18 protein-coding genes are annotated in these 24187 nt (G+C 73.6%); 8 read left to right on the plus strand and 10 right to left on the minus strand.

All coding sequences use genetic code 11. The annotated features are described in order from the left end of the window. Window positions 1-209 precede the first annotated feature (209 nt). On the minus strand, window positions 210-1568 hold the full coding sequence (locus ACH4RC_RS34755) for an erythromycin esterase family protein (RefSeq protein ID WP_398207961.1): 1359 nt from the start codon (window positions 1566-1568) through the stop codon (window positions 210-212). 145 nt (window positions 1569-1713) lie between these two features. Between ACH4RC_RS34755 and ACH4RC_RS34760 the strand changes: the two genes are divergently transcribed. The 3 genes from ACH4RC_RS34760 (at window position 1714) to ACH4RC_RS34770 (ending at window position 5975) form a co-directional block, all read left to right on the plus strand. Continuing rightward, window positions 1714-2301 (plus strand): TetR/AcrR family transcriptional regulator, encoded by a 588-nt coding sequence (locus tag ACH4RC_RS34760; RefSeq protein WP_398207963.1) that lies wholly within the window; start codon window positions 1714-1716, stop codon window positions 2299-2301. Between the two features lie 618 nt (window positions 2302-2919). Beyond that, window positions 2920-3417 (plus strand): HD domain-containing protein, encoded by a 498-nt coding sequence (locus ACH4RC_RS34765; RefSeq protein WP_398207965.1) that lies wholly within the window; start codon window positions 2920-2922, stop codon window positions 3415-3417. After that, entirely contained in the window at window positions 3414-5975 is a 2562-nt protein-coding gene (locus ACH4RC_RS34770; protein WP_398207967.1) for a Helicase associated domain protein, read from the plus strand. Before ACH4RC_RS34765 ends, ACH4RC_RS34770 begins: the two co-directional genes overlap by 4 nt. A gap of 65 nt (window positions 5976-6040) precedes the next feature. Here the strand turns inward: ACH4RC_RS34770 and ACH4RC_RS34775 are convergent, their stop codons facing one another. Next, the gene (locus ACH4RC_RS34775; RefSeq protein WP_398207969.1) at window positions 6041-7522 is read right to left on the minus strand and encodes an MFS transporter; all 1482 of its coding nucleotides are present in this window, start codon (window positions 7520-7522) and stop codon (window positions 6041-6043) included. A 117-nt stretch (window positions 7523-7639) separates the two neighbouring features. Between ACH4RC_RS34775 and ACH4RC_RS34780 the strand changes: the two genes are divergently transcribed. Further along, window positions 7640-8203 (plus strand): TetR/AcrR family transcriptional regulator, encoded by a 564-nt coding sequence (locus tag ACH4RC_RS34780; protein WP_398207971.1) that lies wholly within the window; start codon window positions 7640-7642, stop codon window positions 8201-8203. Between the two features lie 19 nt (window positions 8204-8222). On the opposite strand, the gene ACH4RC_RS34785 is transcribed toward ACH4RC_RS34780, so the two are convergent. Further along, window positions 8223-9470, minus strand: coding sequence for an FAD-dependent monooxygenase (locus ACH4RC_RS34785; RefSeq protein WP_398207973.1), 1248 nt, complete (start codon window positions 9468-9470; stop codon window positions 8223-8225). A 299-nt stretch (window positions 9471-9769) separates the two neighbouring features. On the opposite strand from ACH4RC_RS34785, the gene ACH4RC_RS34790 reads away from it, so the two are divergent. Continuing rightward, window positions 9770-10741 carry an ABC transporter ATP-binding protein gene (locus ACH4RC_RS34790; protein WP_398207974.1) on the plus strand — a complete coding sequence of 324 codons (972 nt, stop codon included), beginning with the start codon at window positions 9770-9772 and terminating at the stop codon, window positions 10739-10741. Further along, on the plus strand, window positions 10738-11580 hold the full coding sequence (locus ACH4RC_RS34795; protein WP_398207975.1) for an ABC transporter permease: 843 nt from the start codon (window positions 10738-10740) through the stop codon (window positions 11578-11580). Before ACH4RC_RS34790 ends, ACH4RC_RS34795 begins: the two co-directional genes overlap by 4 nt. 94 nt (window positions 11581-11674) lie before the next feature. On the opposite strand, the gene ACH4RC_RS34800 is transcribed toward ACH4RC_RS34795, so the two are convergent. Continuing rightward, a complete protein-coding gene (locus ACH4RC_RS34800; protein WP_398207977.1) occupies window positions 11675-12556 on the minus strand; it encodes an NmrA/HSCARG family protein in 882 nt (293 codons plus the stop codon). Window positions 12557-12618: 62 nt separating this feature from the next. Between ACH4RC_RS34800 and ACH4RC_RS34805 the strand changes: the two genes are divergently transcribed. After that, on the plus strand, window positions 12619-13077 hold the full coding sequence (locus tag ACH4RC_RS34805) for a MarR family winged helix-turn-helix transcriptional regulator (protein WP_398207978.1): 459 nt from the start codon (window positions 12619-12621) through the stop codon (window positions 13075-13077). A gap of 72 nt (window positions 13078-13149) precedes the next feature. Here ACH4RC_RS34805 and ACH4RC_RS34810 read toward each other — a convergent pair whose 3' ends face one another. From ACH4RC_RS34810 to ACH4RC_RS34835, 6 genes are read right to left on the minus strand one after another with little or no spacing between them, the layout of a single operon-like run. Further along, window positions 13150-14085 (minus strand): thiopeptide-type bacteriocin biosynthesis protein, encoded by a 936-nt coding sequence (locus ACH4RC_RS34810; protein ID WP_398207980.1) that lies wholly within the window; start codon window positions 14083-14085, stop codon window positions 13150-13152. 39 nt (window positions 14086-14124) lie between these two features. Further along, entirely contained in the window at window positions 14125-15654 is a 1530-nt protein-coding gene (locus ACH4RC_RS34815) for a nitroreductase family protein (protein WP_398207982.1), read from the minus strand. Beyond that, on the minus strand, window positions 15651-17576 hold the full coding sequence (locus tag ACH4RC_RS34820; RefSeq protein ID WP_398207983.1) for a TOMM precursor leader peptide-binding protein: 1926 nt from the start codon (window positions 17574-17576) through the stop codon (window positions 15651-15653). The genes ACH4RC_RS34815 and ACH4RC_RS34820 overlap by 4 nt, the downstream gene beginning before the upstream one ends. Beyond that, window positions 17563-19416, minus strand: coding sequence for a hypothetical protein (locus ACH4RC_RS34825; RefSeq protein WP_398207985.1), 1854 nt, complete (start codon window positions 19414-19416; stop codon window positions 17563-17565). The genes ACH4RC_RS34820 and ACH4RC_RS34825 overlap by 14 nt, the downstream gene beginning before the upstream one ends. Beyond that, complete coding sequence (locus tag ACH4RC_RS34830; protein ID WP_398207987.1) at window positions 19413-22031, minus strand: hypothetical protein; 2619 nt, start codon at window positions 22029-22031, stop codon at window positions 19413-19415. Before ACH4RC_RS34830 ends, ACH4RC_RS34825 begins: the two co-directional genes overlap by 4 nt. Further along, window positions 22028-23251, minus strand: coding sequence for a hypothetical protein (locus ACH4RC_RS34835; RefSeq protein ID WP_398207989.1), 1224 nt, complete (start codon window positions 23249-23251; stop codon window positions 22028-22030). The genes ACH4RC_RS34830 and ACH4RC_RS34835 overlap by 4 nt, the downstream gene beginning before the upstream one ends. Window positions 23252-23413: 162 nt before the next feature. On the opposite strand from ACH4RC_RS34835, the gene ACH4RC_RS34840 reads away from it, so the two are divergent. Continuing rightward, the gene (locus ACH4RC_RS34840; RefSeq protein WP_398207990.1) at window positions 23414-24004 is read left to right on the plus strand and encodes a hypothetical protein; all 591 of its coding nucleotides are present in this window, start codon (window positions 23414-23416) and stop codon (window positions 24002-24004) included. Window positions 24005-24187: the final 183 nt, after the last annotated feature.

Below are 24187 nucleotides of genomic sequence, written 5' to 3' on the forward strand. Positions count from 1 at the left end.
TGAACACCACCATTGGCCCCAGCCCACCCGCGGCGGCGTCCAAGCCGTCCGTATCCAACGACCCCAACCCGCGAATCCGTAAAACAACGGCATTGCGACTAGAGGTGCACCTCCGACACGCGAGCACCCCCTGGCCCTGCGCGGGTCGCCACCGACCTCGTCCGGGCCGGGAGCACGGCCGTTGGAGACCTCCGTCGCCGTAACCGTTCTCACGGCGTCCGGCGGAGGGCGCCCGGCTTCACTCGGTGCAGGTGGACCACGATGTCGTAGGAGTGTGCGAGGGACGTCCGCGGGTGCTTGCCGGACCAGTACAGGCCGTACGAGCGGGTGGGGCGGGCCGTGGTGGACCAGGTGCGGGCCGCGGGCGGCGCGGTGCGCAGGTCCAGAGCGAAGTCTTGGGCGGCGACCTGGTCGAGGGTGTGTTCGTTGTGGCCGGCGGGTGCGCTCTTGACGGTGTACGTGCGGGGCTGGGTGGCGGTGAAGTCGGGCAGGGCGTTGATGCGGCCCGCGCCGAAGGTCAGGCCGATGTTGACGTAGTCCGTGCCGAGCCGGCGGCGCAGGAACGCTCCGGCGGGTTCGGGGAACTCGACGGGGTTGTCGCTGGTGTAGGCGACGTGGCCGTTGTTGGAGGCGAGGAGAAGCTTGCCGCGGCTGTGGTCGAGCCACCATGCGGTGTTGTCGGCCATGACCTGGTCGCGGTAGCGCATGCGGTCGGCGAACCGGTCGTCGGGGAAGGCGTACGCGGTGAAGGTCTGGGTGAGGGCGGTCGCGGTGCGCAGGGCCAGGTCCTGCGCCCGGCCCGCCTGTCCGCGGGGGCGGCGGCAGGAGGAGATCAGTGCGAGGGCGCGGACCGACCTGTCGGCTTCGGCCTGGCGGGTGGCGGGGTCCTTGGACAGTTGCCGGCCCATCCAGGCGCCTGCCTCGGTGCCCGCGGCAGGTCTGAGCGGGGCGTAGAGCGCGTCGAGCCGGGCGGTGAGGTCGGGGCGGTGCGCGGCGCACCAGTCGTGGATGAGGTCGTAGGCGTGGGCTCCGGCGTAGCCGAGGTCGTTGCCGACGAAGCGGAGTCGGGGGCGGTCGGGGTGGGTGCGGTTGTAGTGGCGCATCCAGTGGATCAGGTCGAGGTACTCCTCGGTGTTCCAGAAGACGTACTGGCCCTGGAACTCCTCCCGCATGATCCGGGCCGGGTCGCCGGTGCCGTGCGCCACATAGTCGTCCAGGCGCAGGCCAGTGCTCCAGCTCGCCTCCAGGACGAAGGTGGTGAAGCCGCGGTCGGCCACCAGCTTCTTGAACAGGCGCGTCTTGAGGACGAAGAACTCGTGGCCGCTGTGGGCGGCCTCGCCGAGTCCGACGACACGCGCCGAGCCGGCCATCCGGGCCACGGCGTCGAGGCCGGCCGGTCCGGCCAGGGGTACGGCGTGCTGCGCCAGGGCGTCGACCGGGTCGCCGGGCGGGGCCGCACCGGCGGGGCCCGCGGTGAGCGGCAGGAGCGTGGTCACGGTGGCGCCCGCCGCGGCGAGCTGGAGGAGCCGGCGGCGGGGTACGGCGGCGTGGGCGGTGGTGTCGGTCATCGCAAGTCCTTTGCTCCGTGGCCGGGTTCGGGTCGGCCGGCGTCGATGGCATGACCGTAGCCGGTATTTGGGCGAGCGCGCAATACGCTTGTATAGATCGGGCGTTTGAAGCGTACGCGCCAGCGGGCGGGTAGCCTGTGCCGCCATGGGAAACCGTGCAGACCTGCTCGCCGGAGCGCGACGCTGCCTCGAGGACAAGGGCTGGGCGCGCATCACCGTGCGCGACATCGCCGCCGAGTCGGGGGTGAGCATGGCGGCCATCGGCTACCACTTCGGCTCCCGCGAGGCCCTGTTGACGTCCGCGCTCATCGAGGCGATCGACGAGTGGGGTACGCGGCTGGGCCGCACCCTTTCCTCGTACGGCACCCGGGGCGCGACCACGGCCGAGCACTACGAGGCGCTGTGGGCGGCCGTGATCGAGTCCTTCGTCGCCGACCGCACGCTGTGGCTCGCGACGCTCGAGGCCCTGGTGCAGGCGGAGCACTCCGACGACCTGCGCCGGTACCTGTCCGGTGGGCAGGTCGAGGGGCGGCGCGGGCTCGCCGCCCTGCTGCGCGGCACGACCGAGGACCAGATCGACGACGCCACCGCCCGCACTCTCGGCGCGACACAACTGGCCCTCTTCACCGGCCTGATGACCCAGTGGCTCACCGATCCCGAGCAGGCGCCGGATGCGGGCGAGGTCGTGGCGGGGCTGCGCGCGCTCACGCCGCTCGTCGCGGACGGCGGGTGAGCGCGGGTCCGTCCGTATCCGGTCGAAGGCACGATGTGGCGCGGACCCAGACCGTCGAGCAGCAGCGGCCTGAGTCCGGAGTCCTGAGGTGGCATGTTCGGCCCGCAGCCCCGGCCACGGGTAGCGGTTCTCGTCGTCGGTGAGCAGGATCGACATGCGTCCCGGGGTGATGTGCCGCAGTTCACTCCCCCGTCCGCCCCGGCCCGGGAACATCCGTGTACGACACGCCGTTCATATGAGTGTGGCTGCGGAGGGGACAGTGTCCCCGGGCCCTACCTATAGCCCATGGGGACGATCGTTCGGCTGAAGCCCCATGGAGCCTTTCGCCGCGAGGCGACCGCCCTCCGCGTGCCACACCTTTACGGCCCTGGCTGGTCTCCCCCGTCCAGCCAGGGCTTTTTACTGCCCTGAGGCGTACGTGGCTCAGCGCGTGCCCGGGCGGTCCCCCCGTGTCATCCGGTCCCCCGATTCGTCTGTCCGGCCTCAACACGCACGAGCGGGCGGAAAGGTTACGGGCGGCCGCGCGGCCGTGTGCCGCCGACGGGGACGCCGAACCGCTGCGGGAGGATTGCGTGAGCCCCCTGGGGCAGATGCAGGCGAGAAGAGGGAGAGCGGAGCATGATGTCCGTCCATGAGGTCGATCTGCTGGCCGGCCGGGCGCATGCCGGACAGGTCGACAAGGCCGGCGTCGCCTATGTCGAGCATGTGCGTGCGGTCGCCGCCGGGCTCGTGCCGTTCGGTGACGAGCTCGTCATGGCCGGCTTGCTGCACGACGTGCTGGAGGACACCGACTGGACCGCCGAAGAGCTGGTGGGTGCCGGTGTGCCCGTTCGGGTCGTGGAGATCGTTCAGGCGGTGACCCGTCAGGCGGGCTTGGAGTACGAGGAGAAGATTCGCCGGATTGCCGCCGATCCGCCGGCTGTCCTGTTGAAGATCGCTGACAACGCGCACAACTCCCGTCCGGACCGCGCCGCGCGGTTGTCCGTCACCGAGCGGGAGCGGCTGGGCCGCAAGTACCGTGCCGCGCGCCGCGTACTGTGGCCGGCGGCCGACCCGCGGGACGTCGAGACGATCGTGCGCGTCGTGAACCCTTCCCTCCTCGGTGAACCGGCATGACGGTGATGACCGGGCAAGCTTCCGGACACGTTCTGCGGCCCCATCAGGTCGAGGCGGTCGACGCGCTCGTACGGGCCCTCCAGGCGCCCTCCGACGGGCAGCTGCCGGCCGGGGGCCTGCGCTGTCAGTGCATCGCCGCCACCGGCTCCGGCAAGACCCTCATCGCCGCCGCGACCGCGCGGAGGCTGGACGCGCGGCGGGTGCTCGTCCTCGTACCCACGCTCGATCTGCTGGTGCAGACCGCGAACGCCTGGCGGCGGGACGGCGGGCGGGCCGGGGCGATGGTCGGCGTGTGCTCGCTGGCCGCCAAGGATTCCGAGGGCGTGCCCTGCACCACCGATCCGGGTGAACTCGTGGCGTGGGTAAGGGGCTTGGGGCGGGTGACCGTGTTCGCCACGTACGCGTCGGTGAGCGTGTTGCAGCAGGCTCATGGCGCCGGGCTCGGTGCCTTCGATCTCATGGTCGTGGACGAGGCGCACCGCACGAGCGGGGACGGGCTGAAGCCCTGGGCCGCGGTCCACGATCAGCAGCGGATCCCGGCCGCGCGCCGGGTGTACATGACGGCGACACCGCGGGTGTGGCAGGCCGCCGGGAACGGTCCGGGCGGGGCGTCGGCGCGGCTGGTCGCGAGCATGAGCGAGGACTCGCCGGTCTTCGGCCCTGTCGCCTACCGGCTGACGCTGTCGGAGGCGATCGGGCGGGGCCTCGTCGCGCCGTACCAGGTCGTGTGCGTCGACATCCGTGACCCGGAGTACGGGCATCGGGCGCGGCTCGGTACGGGGACGGAGCGGGTGCGCGGGGCGCGCCTTGCCGCGTTGCAGGCGGGCGTGGTGACGGCGGCCGCGCGGGAGAACCTGCGCAAGGTGCTGACCTTTCACTCGCGGGTGGCCGAGGCGGAGGCCATGGCCGGGGGTGTCCCGGGTGTCGCGCGGCGGCTCTGGGAGGCGGATCGGCGGCTGTATCCGGATCCGGAGCGGGTGTGGGCGTCCTGGCTGCACGGCGAGCATCCGCCCGCGCACCGGCGCGCCGTGCTTGCCCAGTTCGCCTCCGACGTCGTCGAATCCGATGGCTCTGCACTGGTGCCCGCGGCGCTGCGCGTGCTGGCCTCGGTGAAGGTGCTCGGGGAAGGTGTCGACACGATCGCGGACTCGGTGGCGTTCTGCGACGTGCGCGGGTCGATGGTCGACATCGTGCAGGCGGTCGGGCGGGCTCTGCGCATGCGCCCCGGGCAGGGGAAGATCGCTTCCCTGATCGTGCCCGTCTTCCTGGAGGAGGGCGAGGAACCCGAGGACATGCTGACGTCCCCGGCCTACGGTGGCCTGGCGAAGATCCTGGAAGCGTTGCGTGCGCACGATGCCGAGGTGATCGAGGCGCTCGCCGATTCCCGTGCGCGCAGCGGGGGTTCGGGCGGCGATGAGGTCGTGGGAGCAAGCGAGGACGAGGTCCAGGAGGGTGATGACGCGCGGGGCGGTCCGTCGGCGGGGGCGGTGAGCAGCCGGGCGCGGGAGCTGCTGAGGTTCTCCTCGCCGCGGGACGCCGCGCAGCTGGCACGGTTCGTCCGGCTGCGGGTCCTTGAGCCGGAAGGGGAGTACTGGCGGCGCGGGGTCGAGGCGGCGGCCCGGTTCGTGAAGGAGTCCGGGGGCGGGGAGTTGAAGGTGGCGTACGACTTCGTCACCCCTGCCACGTGGTCGCCGGCCGGGTTCCCGCTCGGGGTGTGGCTCGCCACCCAGCGCAAGAACCGCAAGGCCGGACGGCTCGACGCCGAGCGGGCCGCCGACCTCGACGAGCTGGGCATGGTGTGGTCGCACTGGGACGTGGCCTGGGAGGAAGGGCTTGCCGCGGCCCGCGAGTGGGCGGCCGAGCACGGCCACTTCCTGCCACCCGTGACCGCCGTGTGGAACGGCTACCCCGTCGGGGCGTGGGCGAAGAACCAGCGCGCGGCCGCCAAGCGCGCCGACGTGATCGCGCAGCGGCGCGCGGCCGGGCAGCCCGTCGGGTCAGCGGCGGGCGCGCTCGCCCAGTCCCGGCGCGAGCAGCTCGACGCGGTCGACCCCGGCTGGTGCCCCGTCTGGGACACCGCCTGGCAGCGCTGCTTCCGGCTCGTCCAGGCGCGTGTCCGGGCGGGCGGCCGACTGCCGACGGGGGCTGGTGACATCGTCGTGCAGGGGGAGGATCTCGGGCGGTGGGCGCAGGCGCAGCGGTACGGGTTCGAGCAGTTGCTGCCCGCCCAGCGGTGGCTGGTCGAGAACGTCCTCGGCCTTGAGCCCGCCGGGGAGGACGAGCGGCCCGTGCGGCGTACGCAGGATGACAAGTGGGCGCTCAACCTCGCTGCCGCCCGGCGGTTTTACACGCGGGAAGGGCACCTGAACGTGGACCGCAAGCACGTCGAGGCGGTGCCGGTCGACCTCGCCGGGCCCGCCGCCACCGGGCGCGACGTCACCGCCGACGGCACGGTTCCCGTGGCCCTGGGCATGTGGACCGCCAACGTGCGCAGGCGTGCCGGCAAGCTCAGCTCGGAGCGGCGAGGGGACCTCGATGCGTTGGGCATGCGCTGGTAGCCGCGGTCGCACGGCCCGGCAGCACACCGGGGCGGGAGGCATGGCCGACCGCCCCCGGTTCGCCCTCAACGGCTTTTCGCGGGGGCCTCGTTCGTCGTGGTGAGCGCGGCTTCGGCGGCGGGCCGTCGCGGTGCCGCCGACGCTTGCGCGGGCTTCGACTTCGACAGCCACAAGCCCGTGAACACGGCGGTGGCCAGCATGACCGCGCCGGCGGTCAGGAAGGCGCTGTCGAGGCCCGTCTCGAAGGAGGCACCGCCGGACTGCTCGGCGCGGACGACGGCTCCGAGCAGTGCCACGCCGAGGACCGCGCCGATCTGGCGGGTGGTGCTGCTGATGCCGGACGCGAGGCCGCCTTCCTGCGCGCTGACCGCTTGGATGGCGGCTCCCGTCAGGGGGGACATGGTCAGGGCGAAGCCGGTGCCGACGACGGCGAGGCGCCACCACACGTTGCCGTAGCCGGTGTCGGCGTGGACCGTGCCGAGCGCGAGGAGTCCCAGGCCGGCCAGGGCCAGGCCGGTGGTGACGACGGAGCGGAAGCCGTACCGGGCGGCGAGCCGGCCCGCGTACGGGCTGGCGACCACCATGGCGAGGGACATCGGCAGGGTCTGCAGGCCGGCGCGCAGGATCGAGCTGCCCTGGACGTACACGAAGAACTGGGAGAAGAAGAACGAGGAGCCCATGAGCGCGAAGCCGACCACGACCATGGCGGTGTTGGAGACGGTGAACAGGCGCTCCCGGAACAGCCGTGGCGGCAGCATCGGGGCGGGGTGACGCGCCTCGACGGCGATGAAGGCGGCGAGCAGGAGCGCCGCGGTGGCGAAGCTGCCCAGTATGAGCGGTGAGGTCCAGCCGCGGGCGCCGCCCTCGATCAGGCCGTAGGTCAGGACGCCCACCGCCAGGACGGACAGCACCGTGCCGGGGACGTCGATCGCGGGGGCGTCCGGGTTGCGGGTCTCTTCGAGGGTGCGCAGGCCGAGCAGCAGGAGGAGCAGGCCGATGGGCAGGTTGACCAGGAAGATGGCGGGCCAGCCGAAGGCCTCCGTCAGTACGCCGCCGGCCACGGGGCCCGCGGCCAGGCCGATGCCGCTGAGTCCGGCCCACAGTCCGATCGCCTTGACGCGTTCGCGCGGTACGGGGTGGGCGGCGGCCAGCAGGGCGAGCGAGGCGGGGCTGAGCGCCGCCGCGCCGATGCCCTGCAGCACCCGGCCGGTGATGAGCCAGCCGAGCGAGGGCGCGAGGCTGCACACGAGCGACGCGACGGTGAACACGGCGACGCCGGTCAGGTAGACCCGCTTGCGGCCGAACCGGTCGGCGAAGACGCCGCCGGACAGCAGCAGCATGGCGACGAGCAGGACGTAGGCGTCGACGATCCATTGCAGACCGGTGAGCTGGGTGTCCAGGCGGTGCTGCATGTCGGGGAGCGCCGCTCCGACGATCGTGTTGTCGAGCAGGACCATGAACTGGCCGAGGCACGTCACCGTCAGCAGTACGGCCCGTCCGGGCCGACTGCCTACGGGCGTCGCGGACGCCGCGGGCGATGCAGCCATGAAGGTTCCTCCCGATGATCGCTTGCACTAACGCAGCCGTCGGCTGCGTTAGTAGACCGTAAGGGGGCTCCCTCGCAAACGCAAGTACTGACTGCGTTAAGGGGTTAGGGTGGGGGCATGAACGAGCCACAGCGATCCCGGCGGCCCGGCGGGCGCAGCGCCCGTGTCGGCGCGCAGGTGCATCAGGCCGTCACCGGCCTGATCAATGAGCGCGGCTACGGGAACTTCACCGTCGGCGAGGTCGCGGCCCGCGCGGGCGTGGCCGACTCCAGCGTCTACCGCCGGTGGGGAAGTCTGGAGGCCCTGCTCAGCGACGTGGCGCTGACCCGCCTCAACGCGCAGTCGCCGATGCCCGACACCGGAAGCCTCGACGGTGATCTGCGCACGTACGCGGCCGCCGTGGCCCGGGAGATCACCGGGCCCGACGGTCTGGCGCTGCTGCGCCTGGCCTTCGCCCTGGCCGGAACCGGCGACCAGGGCGTGCAGGCGCGTGACGCCCTCCGCGACGAACGCACCCGGCAACTGCGGTCCATGCTCGACCGCGCCCGCGAACGCGGCGAGCACCCGCCCGACGCGCTCGACTTCCTGGACCACGTCCTGGCGCCGATGTACATCCGCGTCCTGTTCGGCATGGGGCTCAGCCCGGAGTACGTCGACGAGCTGGTCGACCGCCTCCTGTGACCGGAAGGGGCCGAGGTGTTCAGGCCGCCCCGGACGCCGCCGGCTGCACCACACTGCGGCCCGTCTCATGGGCGTAGAGCGGGGCCCGGTCGCGCAGGGCCGCGTGCACGGCCATCTGCGCGTCCCTGCGGCGCTGAGCCGGGCCGTCGGGGAGGTGGAGGACTCCCGCATTGCCTCGTGAGCCGCGCTGGATCTCGGCGGTGCGCGGCATGCGCAGGGACTCGTAGCGGGCGAGCTGCCGGGGGATCGATGAGAGCGGAGCGCCGGTCAGGCAGGCGGCCAGGTCCATCGCGTCCTCGATCGCCTGGTTGGCGCCCTGGGCCATGAAGGGGAGCATCGGGTGGGCGGCGTCGCCGGCCAGGGTGATGCGCTCGGTCGACCACGATCTGAGGGGTGCGCGGTCGTGCAGCGCCCATTGGTGGGTCGTCTCCACCGCCGTGACGATGTCGGACACCAGGCCCGTCCAGTCGCCGAAGGCCGCGCGCAAGGCGTCGGGGTCGCCCTCCCTGGACCAGGACTCGGGCGGCGGCGGGCCGTCGAGCGGCACCGTCGCGGCGTAGCTGACGAGCTCGCCCGAGGCGACGGGGTAGCAGACGAAGTGGCCGCCGGGGCCGAGCCAGAGGCGGACCAGACGTTCGCGGGCGGCGGGCGGCAGCGCGTCGGCCGGGACGAGGCCGCGGTAGATGCCGAGGCCGGAGAAGACGGCCTCGTCGCGGCGCAGCACCTCGCGGACCGTGGAGTGGATGCCGTCCGCGCCGACCACGACGTCGGCGGCCGAGACCGTGCCGTCGTCGAAGGTGAGCCGGACGCCGCCCGCGTCGCCGGGGCGTTCCTCGAGCGCGCTCAGACGTCGGCCCAGGCCCAGGCGGTCGCGGTCGATCAGGGAGAGCAGGGCCTCGTGCAGGTGGGCGCGGTGGATCGTCAGGTACGGGGCGGAGAACATGCGCTCGCACTCGCTGCCGAGCGGGGTGCGGGCGATGGGCCGTCCGTTCCAGCCGCGTACCTCCATCGCCTCGATTCGGACCGCGTGCTCCTCGAGCGCGGCACCGAGGCCGAGGCGGAGCAGGGGCCTGACGGCGTTGGGGGAGAGCTGGACGCCCGCGCCGACCTCGGCCAGTTCGCGGGTCTGCTCGTGGATCACGTACGGCGTTCCGGTCGCGGTGAGCGCGCCGGCGAGGGTCAGGCCGCCGATGCCCGCGCCGATGACGGCGATGTGCGGCCGCTCCGTGTCGAGGGAGCGCCGCTTCGTTCCGTCCGCTGTACTCACATCGCCCGTCTGCACGTCCGGGACCGCCTTCCGTGTCGTCGCACTGTCAGTCCGCCCTGCCATCGGTCGGGAGGACTTGAGCATCGGCGGTGGGTACGGGCGCGGCAATGTCCGCCGGACGGCGGGCTGACAACTGTCGTCGCTTGCGTGACGGACGTCATCGGTTCCCGCTGCCGCACTGCTGTGACCGGTCTGGCCAGCCATAACTTCGTTGCACGAGGAAGAAGTTCGCCATCCGTCGCTCGGAGGAGACCAGTGACAGTGACAGTGACACGGCAGCCAGGCGCGGGGTGGCCGCGGTGACCGCGGTGGCCGTTGAGGGCCTGCTCAAGAAGTACGGGGACCACGAGGCCGTACGCGGTGTGGACTTCGCCGTCGAGGAGGGCGAGATCTTCGCGCTGCTCGGGCCGAACGGGGCCGGCAAGACGACCACGATGGAGATCCTGGAGGGGTTCCGGGAGCGGGACGGCGGCGACGTCCGCGTCCTGGGCAAGGACCCCGGGCAGAAGGCCGACGGGCGGTGGCTGCGCGGGCAGATCGGGCTCGTGCTCCAGGACATCGCCGTGGAGCCGTACCTGTCGGTGCGGGAGACCGTCGCCCGTAACGCCGGTTACTACCCGGCTCCTCGCGATGTCGACGAGGTCATCGACCTCGTGGGGCTCGACGAGAAGCGCGGCGCCAAGGTCAAGGACCTGTCCGGCGGACAGAAGCGGCGGCTCGACCTCGCCCTCGGCGTGATCGGCGATCCGCAACTCCTCTTCCTGGACGAGCCGACCACCGGTTTCGACCCGGGGGCCCGGCGCGGCGCCTGGGAGGCCGTACGCAATCTGCGCGACGCCGGGACGACCATCCTGCTGACCACGCACTACATGGACGAGGCGCAGGCGCTCGCCGACAACGTCGCCGTCATCGCCGCCGGGCGCATCGTCGCCGCGGGGACGCCGGACACGCTCGGTGGCCGCGACAGCGCGCTCACCAGGATCCGGTTCGCGCTGCCGGCCGGTGCCGCCATCGGTGAGGTGCCGCTCACGGTCGCCGACGCCGAGGACGGTCTCGTCACCGTAGAGGCGAAGGAGGCGACTTCCGCTCTTCACCGGCTCACCTCGTGGGCGCTCGAGCGCGGTACGACGCTGGAGCGGCTGACCGTCGAGCAGCCGACCCTTGAGGACGTCTACCTCGGTCTGACCAGCGCGTACGCGGAGCAGGACGCCTCGATTCCCGCCACGGGGCGCAAGCCGCGGGGCCGCCGACCCGGACGGAGCCGACGATGACCAGCACTCTTCCCCCCACCGACACGACCCCCGCCGGCGCCGCCGGCCTGCGCAAGCGCGCGCGGGCCGAACGGCCCGAGGCGCGCGGCTCGCTGGCGCTCCTCGCACACCAGATCCGCTACGAGCAGCTGTCGTTCTGGCGCAACCCGCAGTCGATGGTGTTCACCTTCGTCCTGCCGATCCTGATCATCTCGATCTTCGGCGCCGTGTTCGGCGGCGGCGAGAGCGAGGAGTTCTTCTTCGGTCTCAACGGCATGGAGTACTACACGCCGACCATCGCGGCGGTCTCCGTCCTGGGCGCCTGCTACGGGCAGCTGGCGATCGTGCTCGCCATGCGCCGGCAGACCGGCATCCTGAAGCGGCTGCACGCCACTCCCCTGCCGGCCTGGGTGTACTTCGCGGGCCTGCTGGTGCACTGCGTGGTCGTGAGCGTCGTGGACGTGGCGCTCGTGCTCGGCATCGGCAACCTGTACGGGGTCGGCCTGCCGGAGGGCTGGGCCGCTCTCGCGCTCACCCTGCTGTTCGGCGCGGCCAGTTTCTGCGCGCTGGGTGTCGGGGTCGCCTCGCTCATCAAGAACTCGGAGGCGGCGCCCGCGGTCGTGCAGTTCATCCAGTTCCCGCTGGTGTTCATCTCGGGCAGCTACTTCCCGGTCCACGCCGAGCTGTTGAACAACATCGCGGGGCTGCTGCCCGTGAAGCCGTTCAACGACGCCATCATGGCGGCGTTCACGCAGGGCTCGGAGTTCCAGTGGAAGGAGCTCGGGGTGCTCGCGGCGTGGGGTGTGATCGGCGCGCTCGTCGCGGTGCGCAGCTTCCGGTGGGACCCGCGGCCTGAATGATCCCGGGATCCCGCCCACCGCTGGCGAGCCGCTCCATCGAGGGGCCTCCTCGGAGGCCCCTCGGCGTCGTGCCGCGGCAGGTACGGCGGCCCGGTCAGCCGAGCTGCCAGGCCTGCGTGGCCGCCCATGTGCCGAAGCGCTGCCACCCGGTCTCCGGGAAGTCGCGGCGCAGCGCCTCCACGTCGACGTCCAGGCCGGCCTCGGTGAAGTAGCGGAACATCGCGGCGAGGTCGGCCGAGAACGCCTCGACGCGGGCGAGTGGCAGCCGTTCGAAGACGAGGGGCCGACCGCATACGCCGCTCAGGACCTCCGCGATCTGCGGGCAGGTCAGCCGGTCCGAGGCGATGTCGATGCGCCGGCCCGCGAACTCCCCCGGCCGCGCCACCACCTGGGCGGCGAAGGCGCCGATGTCCCGGGCGGAGACGAGCGCCAGCGGCCGGTCGGCCGGCATCGGCAGCGCGAAGCGGCCTTCGCGCAGGCCCGCCAGTGTCCACTCGCTCGTGTGGTTGTCCATGAACGCGGCCGGGCCGAGGATCGTCCACGGCACGCCGAGGCCGCGCAGGTGCTGCTCGATGCGGTACTTGCTGTCGAAGTGCGGGACGCCCGTGCCGCGGTCGGCGTGGGCGGCCGAGGTGAACACGATGTGCCCTACGCCGCGGGCGGCTTCGAGCAGGCGGATGCCTTGCCGGACCTCGGTCTCGGGACCGGTGCCGGTTCCAAAGGGCGTGGACATCGCGAAGAGCGCGTCGGCGCCCTTGAGGGCGGCCTCCAGTGTGCCGCTGTCGTCGAAGTCGGCCCCGTGCACTTCGGCGCCGAGGACGCGCAGTGCGCGGGCGGCGGGCGAGTCGGGGGTGCGGGTCAGGGCCCGGACGCGAAAGCCCTGGTCGAGCAGGGTGCGGGCGGCCGCGCCGCCCTGGGCGCCGGTCGCTCCGGCGACGGCCACCACGGGCCGGGGCCGGTAGGATTCCTTCGTCATGCGATTACCGTACGACACAGTTACTGCGTCACGCAGATATTATTGAGGAGAAGTGAGGGCGCATGCCGGCCGACGATCTCGCGGATCTCCAGCAGGATTCCCGCCGCTACCTGGCCTCGTACGTCATGTTCAATCAGGCGGTCGCGGACCATCTCGGGCTGCATCCCACGGACGTCCAGTGCCTCAACCTGATGACCGCCGGGCCCGGCCCGTTCACCACCGGCCGGATCGCCGAGCTCACCGGGCTGACCAGCGGATCGGCGACCCGCCTCGTCGACCGCCTGGAGAAGGCCGGTTACGTGGTCCGGTGCCGCGACACGGCCGACCGCCGCCGGGTCCTGGTGGAGCCCGTCCCGGCGGCGATGCGGGAGATCACGGAGCTGTGGGCCGAGCTGGGCGAGGGGTGGCGGGCGATGTTCGCCGACTACACCGAGGACGAACGGGCCCTGCTCCACCGGCACATGCGGCGCACCGTCGAACTGTCCCGGCAGCAGATCGCCCGCCTGCGCGGCAAGGCCTGACGGGAAGGCCCGGCCGGAGGGGGATCTCCGGCCGGGCCTCTTGGCGGGCAACCGTCGCGACGGGGGGCGTTGTCAGCCGACGGGTGCCAGGTGCGGTGCCGGTGTCGTCACCGGGAAGACGTGGGACAGCCACGCGTACGTGCGCAGCTCCTCCAGGAGGCTCAGGCCCAGGCGGTTGTGGAGCATGTGGGCGTGGGAGAAGAGGATCATGCCCGGGTGGGTCGGCGAGGCGCGGCGGATGTCGGCCGCGTGCGCGGCCAGGGCCGTGTGCCAGTCGGCGAACGGGCCGTGGGCGTCGGGCGAGACGCGGGCCGTGGCCGGGTCCTGGCCGATGCGGGTGATCCGGTCGAGAAGGCCGGCGGAGTGCCCCGCGTCGGCGGCCCAGGCCCGCCAGGCGTCCCGGCCCCGCGCGAAGTAGTGGGCGCGCTCGACCGGGTCCCCGAGGGCGACGGCCGCGGAGAGCGTGCCGCGCAGGGCGAGCCGGGCCCGCCTGGAGTCGTCGGTCACCGAGGGGGTCAGGCGCAGAACGAGTGCGCTGGAGAGGTGGAAGAGCGACTCCGCGGCCGGCATGAGGGCGCGGCCTCCGTACCGCTCGAACTCGGGGTCGTAGGCGGCCCGGTGCACGCCGGGCGGGAGCAGGCTCCGCACAGTGGCGTCGGCCCCCGTCTCCCCCGCGGCGGCGAGCCGGGACGCGCCTGCCTGGTATGCGTCGGGGGCCAGGGGTTCCTCGCCCTCGCGGAGCTGTCCGGCGCCCTCGAGCCGTCGCCGCAGGGCTTCGTCCACGTGCGCGTACGCGTCCGGGGTCAGGTCGGCGACGCGGAAGCGCAGGTGGGGTCCTGACTGCCAGTAGCGCAGGAAGAACCACTCGGTGCCGGGCGGCAGTCCGGCGACGGTGGGGCCGATGACGTCCGTCAGGACGCGGTCGTGCGCCGTGCGCGCGGTCGTGCCCAGATGCAGGTGCCAGGCGCTCCAGCGCTGGGGGGCCGTGGTTGTCGTGGTGTCGGGCATGCGAACTCCCTTGTCCGGAGGGGCGGTGGCGGGGGCGGCTCAGAGGCGCAGGTCGAGCACGGGGCCTCCGCTCTCCCGGGGGACGCCCACGACGGCGGAGAGAACGATCGTCTCGTCGTCGTCCAGGCCGATGACCTCCTTGGTGGGGATCTCCTTGAAGGCCCGTACGGGGCGGGCGAACAGGCCGGTCGCGGCGGCGGCGAGGCACAGTCCGTGGACGGCCCAGCCGCAGGCGTGCTGGGCCGCGCCCCAGCCGGCGGGGCCGAAGCGGGCGAACAGTTCGCGGGGGCGTACGGAGAAGAAGACGGTGAGGGGGGCCTTGGCGACGCCGCAGCCGTTGACGGGCGACAGGCCGTAGCCGTAATGCGCTTCGAGCCCGGCGGGCGCGGTGGGGTCGGCCCGCACCAGGTGTGCGGCCCCGTCGCGCAGGCGGTGGACGCCCGCCGCGTATCCGTCGATGTGCTGGGTCACGGCGGTCACCGTGACCGCGTCGAAGGCGGCGGCGAGGGCGGGGTGCGGCGGCGGCACACCGAGCCAGGCCATCGCCGTGCGCAGGGCGGACGCGGGCAGCGGGGCGTGGCGGGCGACGGAGTCCATGCCGTGCAGGCTGCGCGGCATCCGGCCGGAGTGGCGCCGCCACAGGAGTTCGGCCCAGTCGGGGGTGAGCGGGGACGGGGGCAGGCCGGCGGGCACCGCTGTCGTCAGCGGCTCGGGTGAACTCCCGTACAGCTGGCCCCTGTTGACGTGTACGACGTCCGTCAGGGACGGGTCGCCGTCCGGTACCGGGGTCTCGGCGGCCGAGGGTGTCGAAGAGCGCCGCCGGGGCGTGCCCGTCGTCTCGATCAGCCACGGCAGCGACCATTCCCAGGTGCGGGCGAGGCCCGCCTCGGTCAGCGGCGCGTGCGCGTTCTCGTCGTCGGGCAGGGTGAGCGTCGCCGGTACTCCGGACAGTTCGAGCCCGAGGCTCAGCGCGCGCAGCACCATGCCGAGTTCGAGGGCGACGAGCGAGCCGCGGAACCACTGATAGGCGGGCGGGATCGCGGTGTATCTGCCGGTGAGGGCGATCCGCGAGGGGGCGGCGGAGGCCGGGCCGGTCAGGGCGTGCCGGTCCGGCTCCAGGAGTCGCCAGCCGTCGCCGTCACTCTCACCGTCACCGCCCACGAAGGCGTGGACCGGGAAGAGGCAGCGGGGTGAGGCGTAGGGGCGGTGTTCGTTGTAGGGGTTCTCCGGTTCGCGGCGCAGCGGGGCGAACGTCGTGGTCAGGGCGTGCAGCAAGGCGTCGTCCGGCGCGCGTCCGGGGACCGGGAGGGCGGGATACGGCAGGGCGGTGAGGTGCCGTGTGGTGCCGAGGGGCAGCGTCGTCGACGGGCCCGGGGGCCGCGGCGGGGCCGGGGGGACGTGGGTGTCCGGGGGCGGTGTCGCGTCGTAGGTCCAGCTGGGCGCCTCGGGACGGTCCTCGCCCCTGCCGTACGCGTACCAGAGGGGTTCGCGCGCGATGCTGTTGTCGCCCTCGGGCCCCGGCAGGTCGACCGGGGCCCTGCGGGTCCACTCGGGTGCGGGCGCCGTCACGGGAACGGGTGGGGGTCGTAGGGGACGGCCCGGTGTTCCTGCGCGGTGCCGCGCAGGGCGGCCCGGAGCCGGTCCAGTCCGTCCAGGCGCTGCTGGGCGTGGCCGAAGCACATCGGGACGATGCCGGGGACGACGGCGCGGGTGACCGCGATCCCGGTGTCGGCGTGTTCGCGGCTGGTCTGGTCGACGACGACGATGCGGTCGAGTCCGGCGTCGGCGAAGAGCGAGGCGACGTAGGCGAGGGTGGTGCGCACGTCGCCGCCGGCGGCGCGTTCGAGCCGGCCGGGCCAGTCGGGGAAGGCCTCCTCCAGGGTGACAGCCCGGCCGCCGAGCCCGGACAGGGCGCGGTCGCGGGTCTCGGGCAGCGAGGAGAACCGCACGTGGTCCTCCAGCTCCTCGACCAGCCACGGGTCGTCGACCATGGGCTCGACCTGCTCGCGGGTCCAGTCGACCGGGTTGGTGACGAGCTGGGCGACCTCGCGCAGGGCGCCGCGGATCGCGGACTGCGGGTCGGCGCCCGAACCGGCGGAGGAGAACGTCGCCGGGAACGGGTTCTTCTCGTTGACGGCGATGACCCACACCACCGGCAGCGCGATGTCCTGGGTGGCGACGAGCAGATGGACGTCGAAGCCCCGCGAGCGGATCAGGTCGATCATGGCCCGGCTGGTGGGGTCGGTGAGGGTGGAGACGGGGATGTGCGGCAGCGGCTCGGCCCGGTACCAGGCGGTCAGGAACGCGTCCCGCTCGGCCAGTTCGAAGAGCGAGTGCAGGGCGGCTTCCTCGTAGTTGGCGCCGACGGCGCAGCCGCTGGAGCAGTCGAAGAAGTAGTGCTTGCGGTGGGCGGCACCGGCGACGCGGGCCGCGCGGCGGTCCCTGCGGAACGCGTACTCGTACTGGTAGAAGGCGTGGTCGGCCGGGACGAGCAGCGGGCTGCCGTCGGCCAGGTCGTGGCCCCACGCCCAGTCCATCGGGGTGTCCGCCGTGAAGGGCGTGGCCCGGCTGGTGGGGTGGGCGAGCTGTTCGGCGGTGTAGCGGCCGAGGGTGTCCGGGTCGACGGCGTGCTCGGCGACGTCGCGGTAGGAGCGGCCGGTCAGCAGGGGGATGTCGTACGGGTATCCGCCCAGGCGCTCGTACGCCTCCAGGACAGCGACCGGTTCTGTCTCCTCGAACGTACGGGCCCTGCCGTGGCCCATCGCCGGGGCGTCCGCGACGACGGCCATGCTCATCGCGAACGGGGCATGCGACTCGCGCAGGATGGCGCGGACGGGGCCGAACCGTTCGTCGACGAGGCGATCGCGCAGGTGGCCGGGGGTGACCAGGCGGCTGGCGGCGGTGCGCGTGGCGTCGCCGGGGACCGCCGGACGGGGTTGCAGGACCTTCGGCGCCGGGGGCGTGTCCGTGCTGACGAGGTCCTCGGGCGACGGGCCGCAGACCGGGCACCAGAAGCTGCGGGCGATGCGGTGGCGCCGGGCGCCGCGCGGGGTCACCGCGTACACCTCGCCCGGCGCGAGCGGCCGGTCCGCCAGGTGGGCCAGGGCGGAGCGCAGCAGCTCGGGCAGGAGCGGGGCGGGCGCGGCGGTGGCGCGGGTGGCCTGGGTCAGGTCGCCGACCAGGGGGTGGTCGAGGACGGTGCGTTCGCGGACCTCGGCGCAGGCGGCGCAGCCGGAGTCGGTGCCGGGCACCCACAGGGGGCCGATCATGACCTCGTCGTCGTGGACGCGTACCGAGAGGTGGGGTGTGCCGGGCGCGGCTTCGATGGGGCCGCGCTCCCAGTCGAGGTCCCACCCGAGGTTCACGGAGACGGTGGCGCCCGTCGTGCGCGCGAGCGCCGCCAAGGGCTCCAGCCAGTCGTCGTGCATGGTCGCGGGCAGCGCGGGGCCGGGGAGCACCGGGTCGGCGGTGCGCGGGTCAGTCGTCGGCATCGGTGGGCTCCTGGGCGGGAAGGGCAATCACCGGGCCGTACCAGAAGGGGACTTCGCCGAGGACGGGGTCCGTGCGGTGGGCGTGCCCTTGGTACGTGGCGCCCTGGTACGCGGCGAGAGCGGTGAGCTGTGCGCGCAGTGCGGCGCGGGTGGCGGCGTCGGTGGTCGACAGGGCGTCGGTGGACAGCGGGGGGACGACGGTCGCGCCGTCCGTCTGGGCGACCGCCAGGGCTGTGCCGAGTGCGTGGTGCGCCGCTTCGGCGGCGGTAGCGCCCCAGCCCGCACCGAGGCGGCGGCCCGCGACCGTGACCGCGGCAAGGAACCAGTCGACTCCGTCGGCCCGGGAGAGAGTGACGTCCGGTCCGGCGGCCGGGGCGAGGTGGGTGCGCAGCGCGTCGAGGATGCGTTCCGCCTCGGGATCGAGGACGGCCCTTGTCGCCAACTCGCGTGCATGTGGCGCGAGTTGACGTAGCACGCCGTCGAGCAGCCAGTGTTCGCGGGTGAGGCCGGCGGCCGGGGTGCCGGGCCCTTCGCGGGCCCGGTCGCGCAGCGCGGCCAGGGCGGCGGCCACGGTCGCGGCCTCCTGGTGGCCCGCCCAGGCGAGGACGGTGCCGGTGCGGTCGGCCCGGTGCTCCGCCGCGCGCAGGGCGAGCGGCATCTGGGGCAGCCGCTCTCCTTGCGGGAGGGCGAAGAGGCCGGTCCAGCGGGCGGTCACGGCCCGGGCCGGTTCGAGCACGTCCTCCGGGTCGGGCAGCGGTTCGGCGGGAGCGTCGTCGAGAACGACGGTGACCGCTTCGGTCGCGGGGGCGCCCGCGACGGTGATGCGGTCGGCCGTCAGACCGGGGCCGTGGACGACATGGGCCTCGCCGGGCTCCGCGACACCCGTGAGGGTGTCGGCCAGGAGCTGCGCGGCGAGGGCCCCCGCCAGGGAGTGCGCCACCGGGCCCGCCGCCGGGCCGACGCCCTCGGCCCGGGCCCAGGCGAGGGCGCGGTCGCGCAGGACGCGCCAGGCGGCGGGGCGCGCGCCGACGGGTCCGACGAGGCCGATGCCGGGGCCGAGCAGGACGGGGACGTGGACCGTGCCCGGCTCTTCGGCCCAGGTCCCGCCACGGACACCGTCACCGTCACCGTCACCGTCGAGGAACTCGATCACCGCTCTGGGGGCGGCGGGCCCGCCGTGCACCGCCGGGTCGCCGACGGGGAGCAGGGCGGGGTCGGCGTACATCGCCGGGTCGCAGACGGGGATCAGGTGTGCGGGCAGCGGCGAGAAGGCCGCCTCGTCCCCCTGCGCGGTCACCGTCGTGCGGGCGACCCCGGCCCGGTGCAGGCCGCGGCGGGCCGGGTCCACGGCCGTCGCCGGGCCGCGCAGCTCCACCGAGGTGCGGCGCAGCCGGGCGAACGCGGCGTACGGGTCGTCGAGGTGGGCGGCGAGCCGGGCCAGGCTCTCGGCGTGCGGAGCGCGCAGCGCGGCAGGGGGCTCCGGTGTGGTGAGCGTCGCCGCGTCGAGCAGCAGGCCGTTCTCGCGGAGCTTGGTGACGAGGTGGCGTACGGCGGGCCGTGCGCGTTCCGTGCCGAACTCCGCGACCAGCGCGTTCTCGGTCGTGCCGGCCTCCAGGAGCGGCAGGCAGACGTCCGCCACGGCGTAGAGGATGTCGGAGCCGCGGAGCACGAACTGGCCGCGCGTCCCGTTGAAGTAGACGCCGCCCGCGACCGGTGCGCAGTGCAGTCCGGGGCGGGTCCTGAGGGGCGGGCCCGGGGTCTCGGGTGCCTCGGCGGTCCGGTCGGCCTCGGGGGTGCGTGTGCCCCGCTCCGCCTCCGCTTCCGTCTCGGTCAGTGTCATGAGCCATCTCCTTCCGGTGCCGGGTTCTGCGGGGCGTACGTGTATGCGCCGCCGGCCGCGCGGCCGACCTCGAGGACCCACTCCGTGGCGTGGGTGCCGTCGGTGACGCCGGGCAGCGCCTCTTCCAGGTAGTCGGCGCCGCCGCCGCGGCGCTCCAGCATGCGGGGCAGGACGCGGGCGGCGAGGGCGCTGGAGAGGTCCACGTACTGGGGCTTCTGCTGGAGGCGCTTGGACTGGACGTCGGGTGCGCCGACCGACAGGGGGCCTTCGTCGTCGGGGGCCGACTTGATGACGACCTCTTCCGGGACGCCGTGCCGGGCCCGCCATGCCGTCAGGGCGAGGAGCCGCTCGTGCTCGTCGGGGCCGGCGGCGACGGCCGTGTCCAGCTCGGTCCCGCCGTACCAGCGGCGGCGTCCGATGACGACGTCGCCGACCGTCATCCGGGGTGCGGTGCGGGTGGCCTCGCCGTCCCAGGGGGTCGCCGAGTGCCAGGAGTTGGGGAGGCTGTTGAAGAGGCGGCCGCTGATGACGAGCCCGGAGGCGACCGACAGGGGCGGCGGGAACAGACCCGGGTGGCCGGTGCCCAGGGGCAGGACGCGCAGCGGCTTGCCGTCGGCGTCCTCGACCGTGAGCGTGTCCGTCGCCGCGTCGTGGGCCAGGCGCAGGGTGAACCAGTCCTCGGCGGTGAGGCCGCCGGGCAGGACGGGGGTGTGCGCGTTGACGTTGAGCCGGTGCAGGCCCAGGTCCTCGGTGACGCGGGTGCCGTCGTGCCCGTAGAAGCGGTCGAGGCGCTCGGCGAGGCGGGGCAGGGCGCGGCCGCCCTGACGGCGGTCGGCCTCCAGGAAGCGGGCGTAGAGCATGCCGTGGCCCGGCAGGCCGTCGTTGAGGACGAGCTGGTCACCGGCCTGCTGGAGGAGGACTCCGTAGATGAGGGGGTCCTGGCGGAAGCGGTCCGGCAGGGCGCTGGTCAGCTCGGTCACGTCCGCCGCTGTGAGAGCGAGGGTGCCGGCGCCTGCCTGGGCGGTCTTGGTGAGCTGGGCGTGCACCGCGTCGGAGAGCTCGCGGCGCAGCAGGTACATGCGCTCCAGGCTGCCGTCGGCCGGGCCGAGGCCGGTCAGCGCGGTGGCCTCGCCGGTGCCCTGCGGCCCGTAGACGGCGGCCATCGCGGCGGCCCGGCGTGACACCTCGGCGACGATGTGGGGGGCGTGCTCGGCGAGCGGCACGTTCGCCCCGGCGCCGAAGCGCTCGACGAACGCGGCGGTCATCAGGACCCGTACGTCGTGCAGCCAGTCGAAGACGGAGAGGAGCTCCACCGCGGGGCCCACGTCGGCGAGCTGGGGGTGCCAGTCGGCGGAGGCCACCTTCAGCGGTGGCATGACGTAGTCCTCCTCGACCGTGATGTGCGCGGGCCGTCCGGCGGCCTGGCTGAACCGGCCGAGGTCCGCGCGCAGGCGGGCGAGGGCCGCGCCGCGCTCCGGGGCGGGGGTGTCCGCCAGGCGCGGCAAGGCCGTGCGCACCTTGTCCGCGAGCTCGGCCGCGCGCGTTCCGGCCGGGAGTGTGAGCAGTTCGCCGTAGTCGGCGCGGGCGGTGTACTCCTCGGCGCGGGCGAACGTGCACAGCACGCCCTGCCGCAGCGCCTGCCGCACCCGGCGGTCGGCCTCCTCGGCGGAGCAGCCCGCGCGTCCGGCGACGTGGGCGACGACGGCCGGGAAGCGGCGCGGCCCCATCGACAGGGCGTCGAGCAGGTCGCCCACGGGGCCGTCGAGCGGGAGGGCGAGGCGCCGGATGCCCTGGTCCGTGACGTTGAGGAAGAACAGCTTGCCCGCGGCGGGGTCGGGCGCGGAGGTCGGCGGGACGCCCACCCACAGCTCGGCCGGGTCCGTGTCCTCCTCGTCCTGGCCCCGGCCCTGGTCGCCGAGTGCGTAGCCGAGCATGACGCGGTCCAGGCCGGGGACCGCCTCGGCGCCGGTGAAGGCGACCTCTCCGGGGCGTACGGCCGCCTCGTCGGTGGCGGGGGCCGGCTCGGCGATGCCGACGGCGGTGAACCGGGACAGCGGGCTGGTGCGCACCATGGCCCGGGTCACGTACTGGATCAGACCGCGCTCCGACTTGCGGGTGCGGGCGGAGACCTTGCCGGGGCCCTGGACGGCGCTGCGGTAGCGCTCGGCCTCCTGGTGCACCTCGGGGGCGACCAGGGCGAGGGAGCGCAGCAGGTCGTCGTCGCTCAGCAGGCGGGCCAGGGTTGCGCGTTCGCGGTCGGAGGCGGCGGCGTAGCCCTCGACGACGGCGCCGCGCAGCCGCTCGCGCTCCTGGTGGGCGGCGAGCCAGCGGGCCACGGCCGGGGTGCGCGCCGCGGGGCTGTCGGACTCCTTGCGCAGGGCGCGGCCGTTGTGGATGGCGCGGCGCAGGGCGATCAGCTCCCGGCGCTCGGCGTCCGACCCGGCGGCGCCGATCCGCTCGTAGAGCACCTGGGAGCAGGGCTCGGCGGCGTCCGCCAACTCCGCCTCGGCGCGCGCGAGTTCGCTCAGCAGGCGGCGCTGCTCGGGGTCGGCGAGGCGGCTGCGGCGCAGCGGGTTGACGCGCAGGAACCATTGGGGTTCGGGGCTGGTCATCATGCTGCTCCCGTCAATTCGGTCGGACCCGTCACATCGGTCGGTTCCGGTGCGGCGGTGGTCGTGGCCGAGGTCGTAGCCGTAGTCGTGGCCGTCCGGTTCAGGCGGTCTCGCCAGCTCGTGCCGAGCACCTCGTCGACGGTCTCGGCGATGGCGAAGCACATGTAGTAGCGCTGCATCGGCGGGACGGTCAGCAGGGGCAGCTGCTGGTAGAAGAGGTTCGTCAGGAGGCGGTACGCGGCGAAGAACGGTGACGGGGTGTCGATGGCGCCCGAACCGTGCACGGTGCGGTGGAAGTCGGTGTCCGGCTGCGCGCCGCGCGGCACCACCGTCGTCGCCCCGGGCGGGCCCATCTCACTGCGGTCGACGGCGTCGCCGACGGAGTCGAGCAGGTCGCCGGTGAGGGTGCCGGCGGCGACGGCGCTGTCCAGGACCCCGGCCGCGTAGGCGAACGCGGTGCGCCACTGCGCGGCGCCGGGCGACACCTCGCCGCTCAGCCGCTCTTCGACGACCTGGCGGATCGCGGGCGCGTCCCTGGCGAGGCGCTCGCGGAAGGCGGGCCGCATGTCCTTGGTGGGCGCCGCCCAGGCGAGGAACGCCTCCACATGGGAGCGCGGCGAGAAGACACCGTAGGACGGGCCGAGCGCGTGGGTGTCGATGAGCGCGGCGAACGCCTCCGCGAGGCGGACCGTGGCGCTGCGGGGCTGCTGCGCCATGGCCTCGATCGTCGTCAGGACCGGGGTGGTGAGCGCGCCGAGCACGACCGTGCGCAGCGCGTCCAGGCGGGGATCGCGGGAGCGCAGGGCGGGGTCGTCGGTGGCGACGTGCTCCACGGCGCCGTGCTCGCGCAGCGGCAGGTACGGCGGCTGCACCCCTTCGAGGCGGCCCAGCTCCCGTGCCTGGCCGAGGTATGCCTCCTCGGTCAGGGCCCGGCTCGGGTCCAGGGGGCCCGCGTCGAGGCCGGCGGAGACCGCGGCCCAGTCGACGCCCCCGGCGGGCGCCCCGCCGCCCGCCGGGGCGAGGAGGTCGACGTGCGGTCCGTGCAGCCAGCCCCGGCGCACCTGCACACCGGGCACTCCGCGCCCGCTCAACTCCCGGGCGACCGGGACGATGTACCGGGCCAGCCAGGCCGGTGTCACCGGCATCCGTGTGTGGATCCGCACCCCCGTCAGGTCGGTGGAACCCGGCCTCACGGCTATGCGCTCCGGAGCGTCAACCCCCATGTCCTGGCACCTTCCGCAATGAAATCGAAAACGTCGGAAACGTCGAAAACTTCAGAACACATTTTTGATGTCGCGAATTGGCGGCGGAAGGAAAAGGGGCCCGAGCCTTACATACGTCATGCTTTCGGTGACGCATGCGAAGGGCCGATGTATCCTCCACCAATGACACCCACGACGACGCCGCCCCCCACTTCCCCGGCGGACGCCGAATGCCTCGCGCTCACGCGTACATTGCGCCGCAGAGGCGCCTTAGTTCTGTCCGTTTTCGGCCTGTTGTGGGCCTTCGCCGGGGCCTCCGGCACCGGGTCCGGCACCGATGCCGTGCCGGTGGCGATCGAGGTCGCGGCCGTGCTGGTGACCGCCGGCGCTCTCCGCCTGGGGTACCGGAGCGGTGCCGCGCCCTCGCCCAGGACCGTGAACCTGCCCGAGAGGTGGGCGCGCGGGGTGGGCATCGTCAACTCCGTCGAGGTGGTGGCCATCTTCGCGGTGATCGCGGCGGCCAACGCCACCGACCGCCCGGCGCTCATCCCCGTAGGCATCGCGCTCGTCGTGGGCCTGCACTTCTTCCCGCTGTCGCACCTGTACGACCAGTGGCAGTACCGGTGGACGGCCGCGCTGCTCACCGTCGCGGCGATCGTCGGGCTCGTCCTCTACGCGGCCGGCGTCTCGGACGAGAGCGTGCGCGTCGTGGTGGGCCTGGTGTCCGCCGTCGTCCTGTGGGCCTCCGCCTATCACGTGGCCGTGCGCGGCTGACGACTCCGCGCCTGTCCCTCCCCGCCCCTCCCTGTCCCGATGACGCGAACGCAAGGATGTGCCCGACCGGCCGACTGGCCGGGCAGGCGCATCCTTGATCGCGTTTCTCACGCGGTACCGCGGATCACGCCACTTCAGCAGGCCGAGCAGGTGCTGGAGGACGAGGACGACGTGCCGATCGAG

The sequence above is a fragment of the Streptomyces sp. NPDC016845 genome (genome assembly GCF_044332585.1).
Taxonomy (GTDB): domain Bacteria; phylum Actinomycetota; class Actinomycetes; order Streptomycetales; family Streptomycetaceae; genus Streptomyces.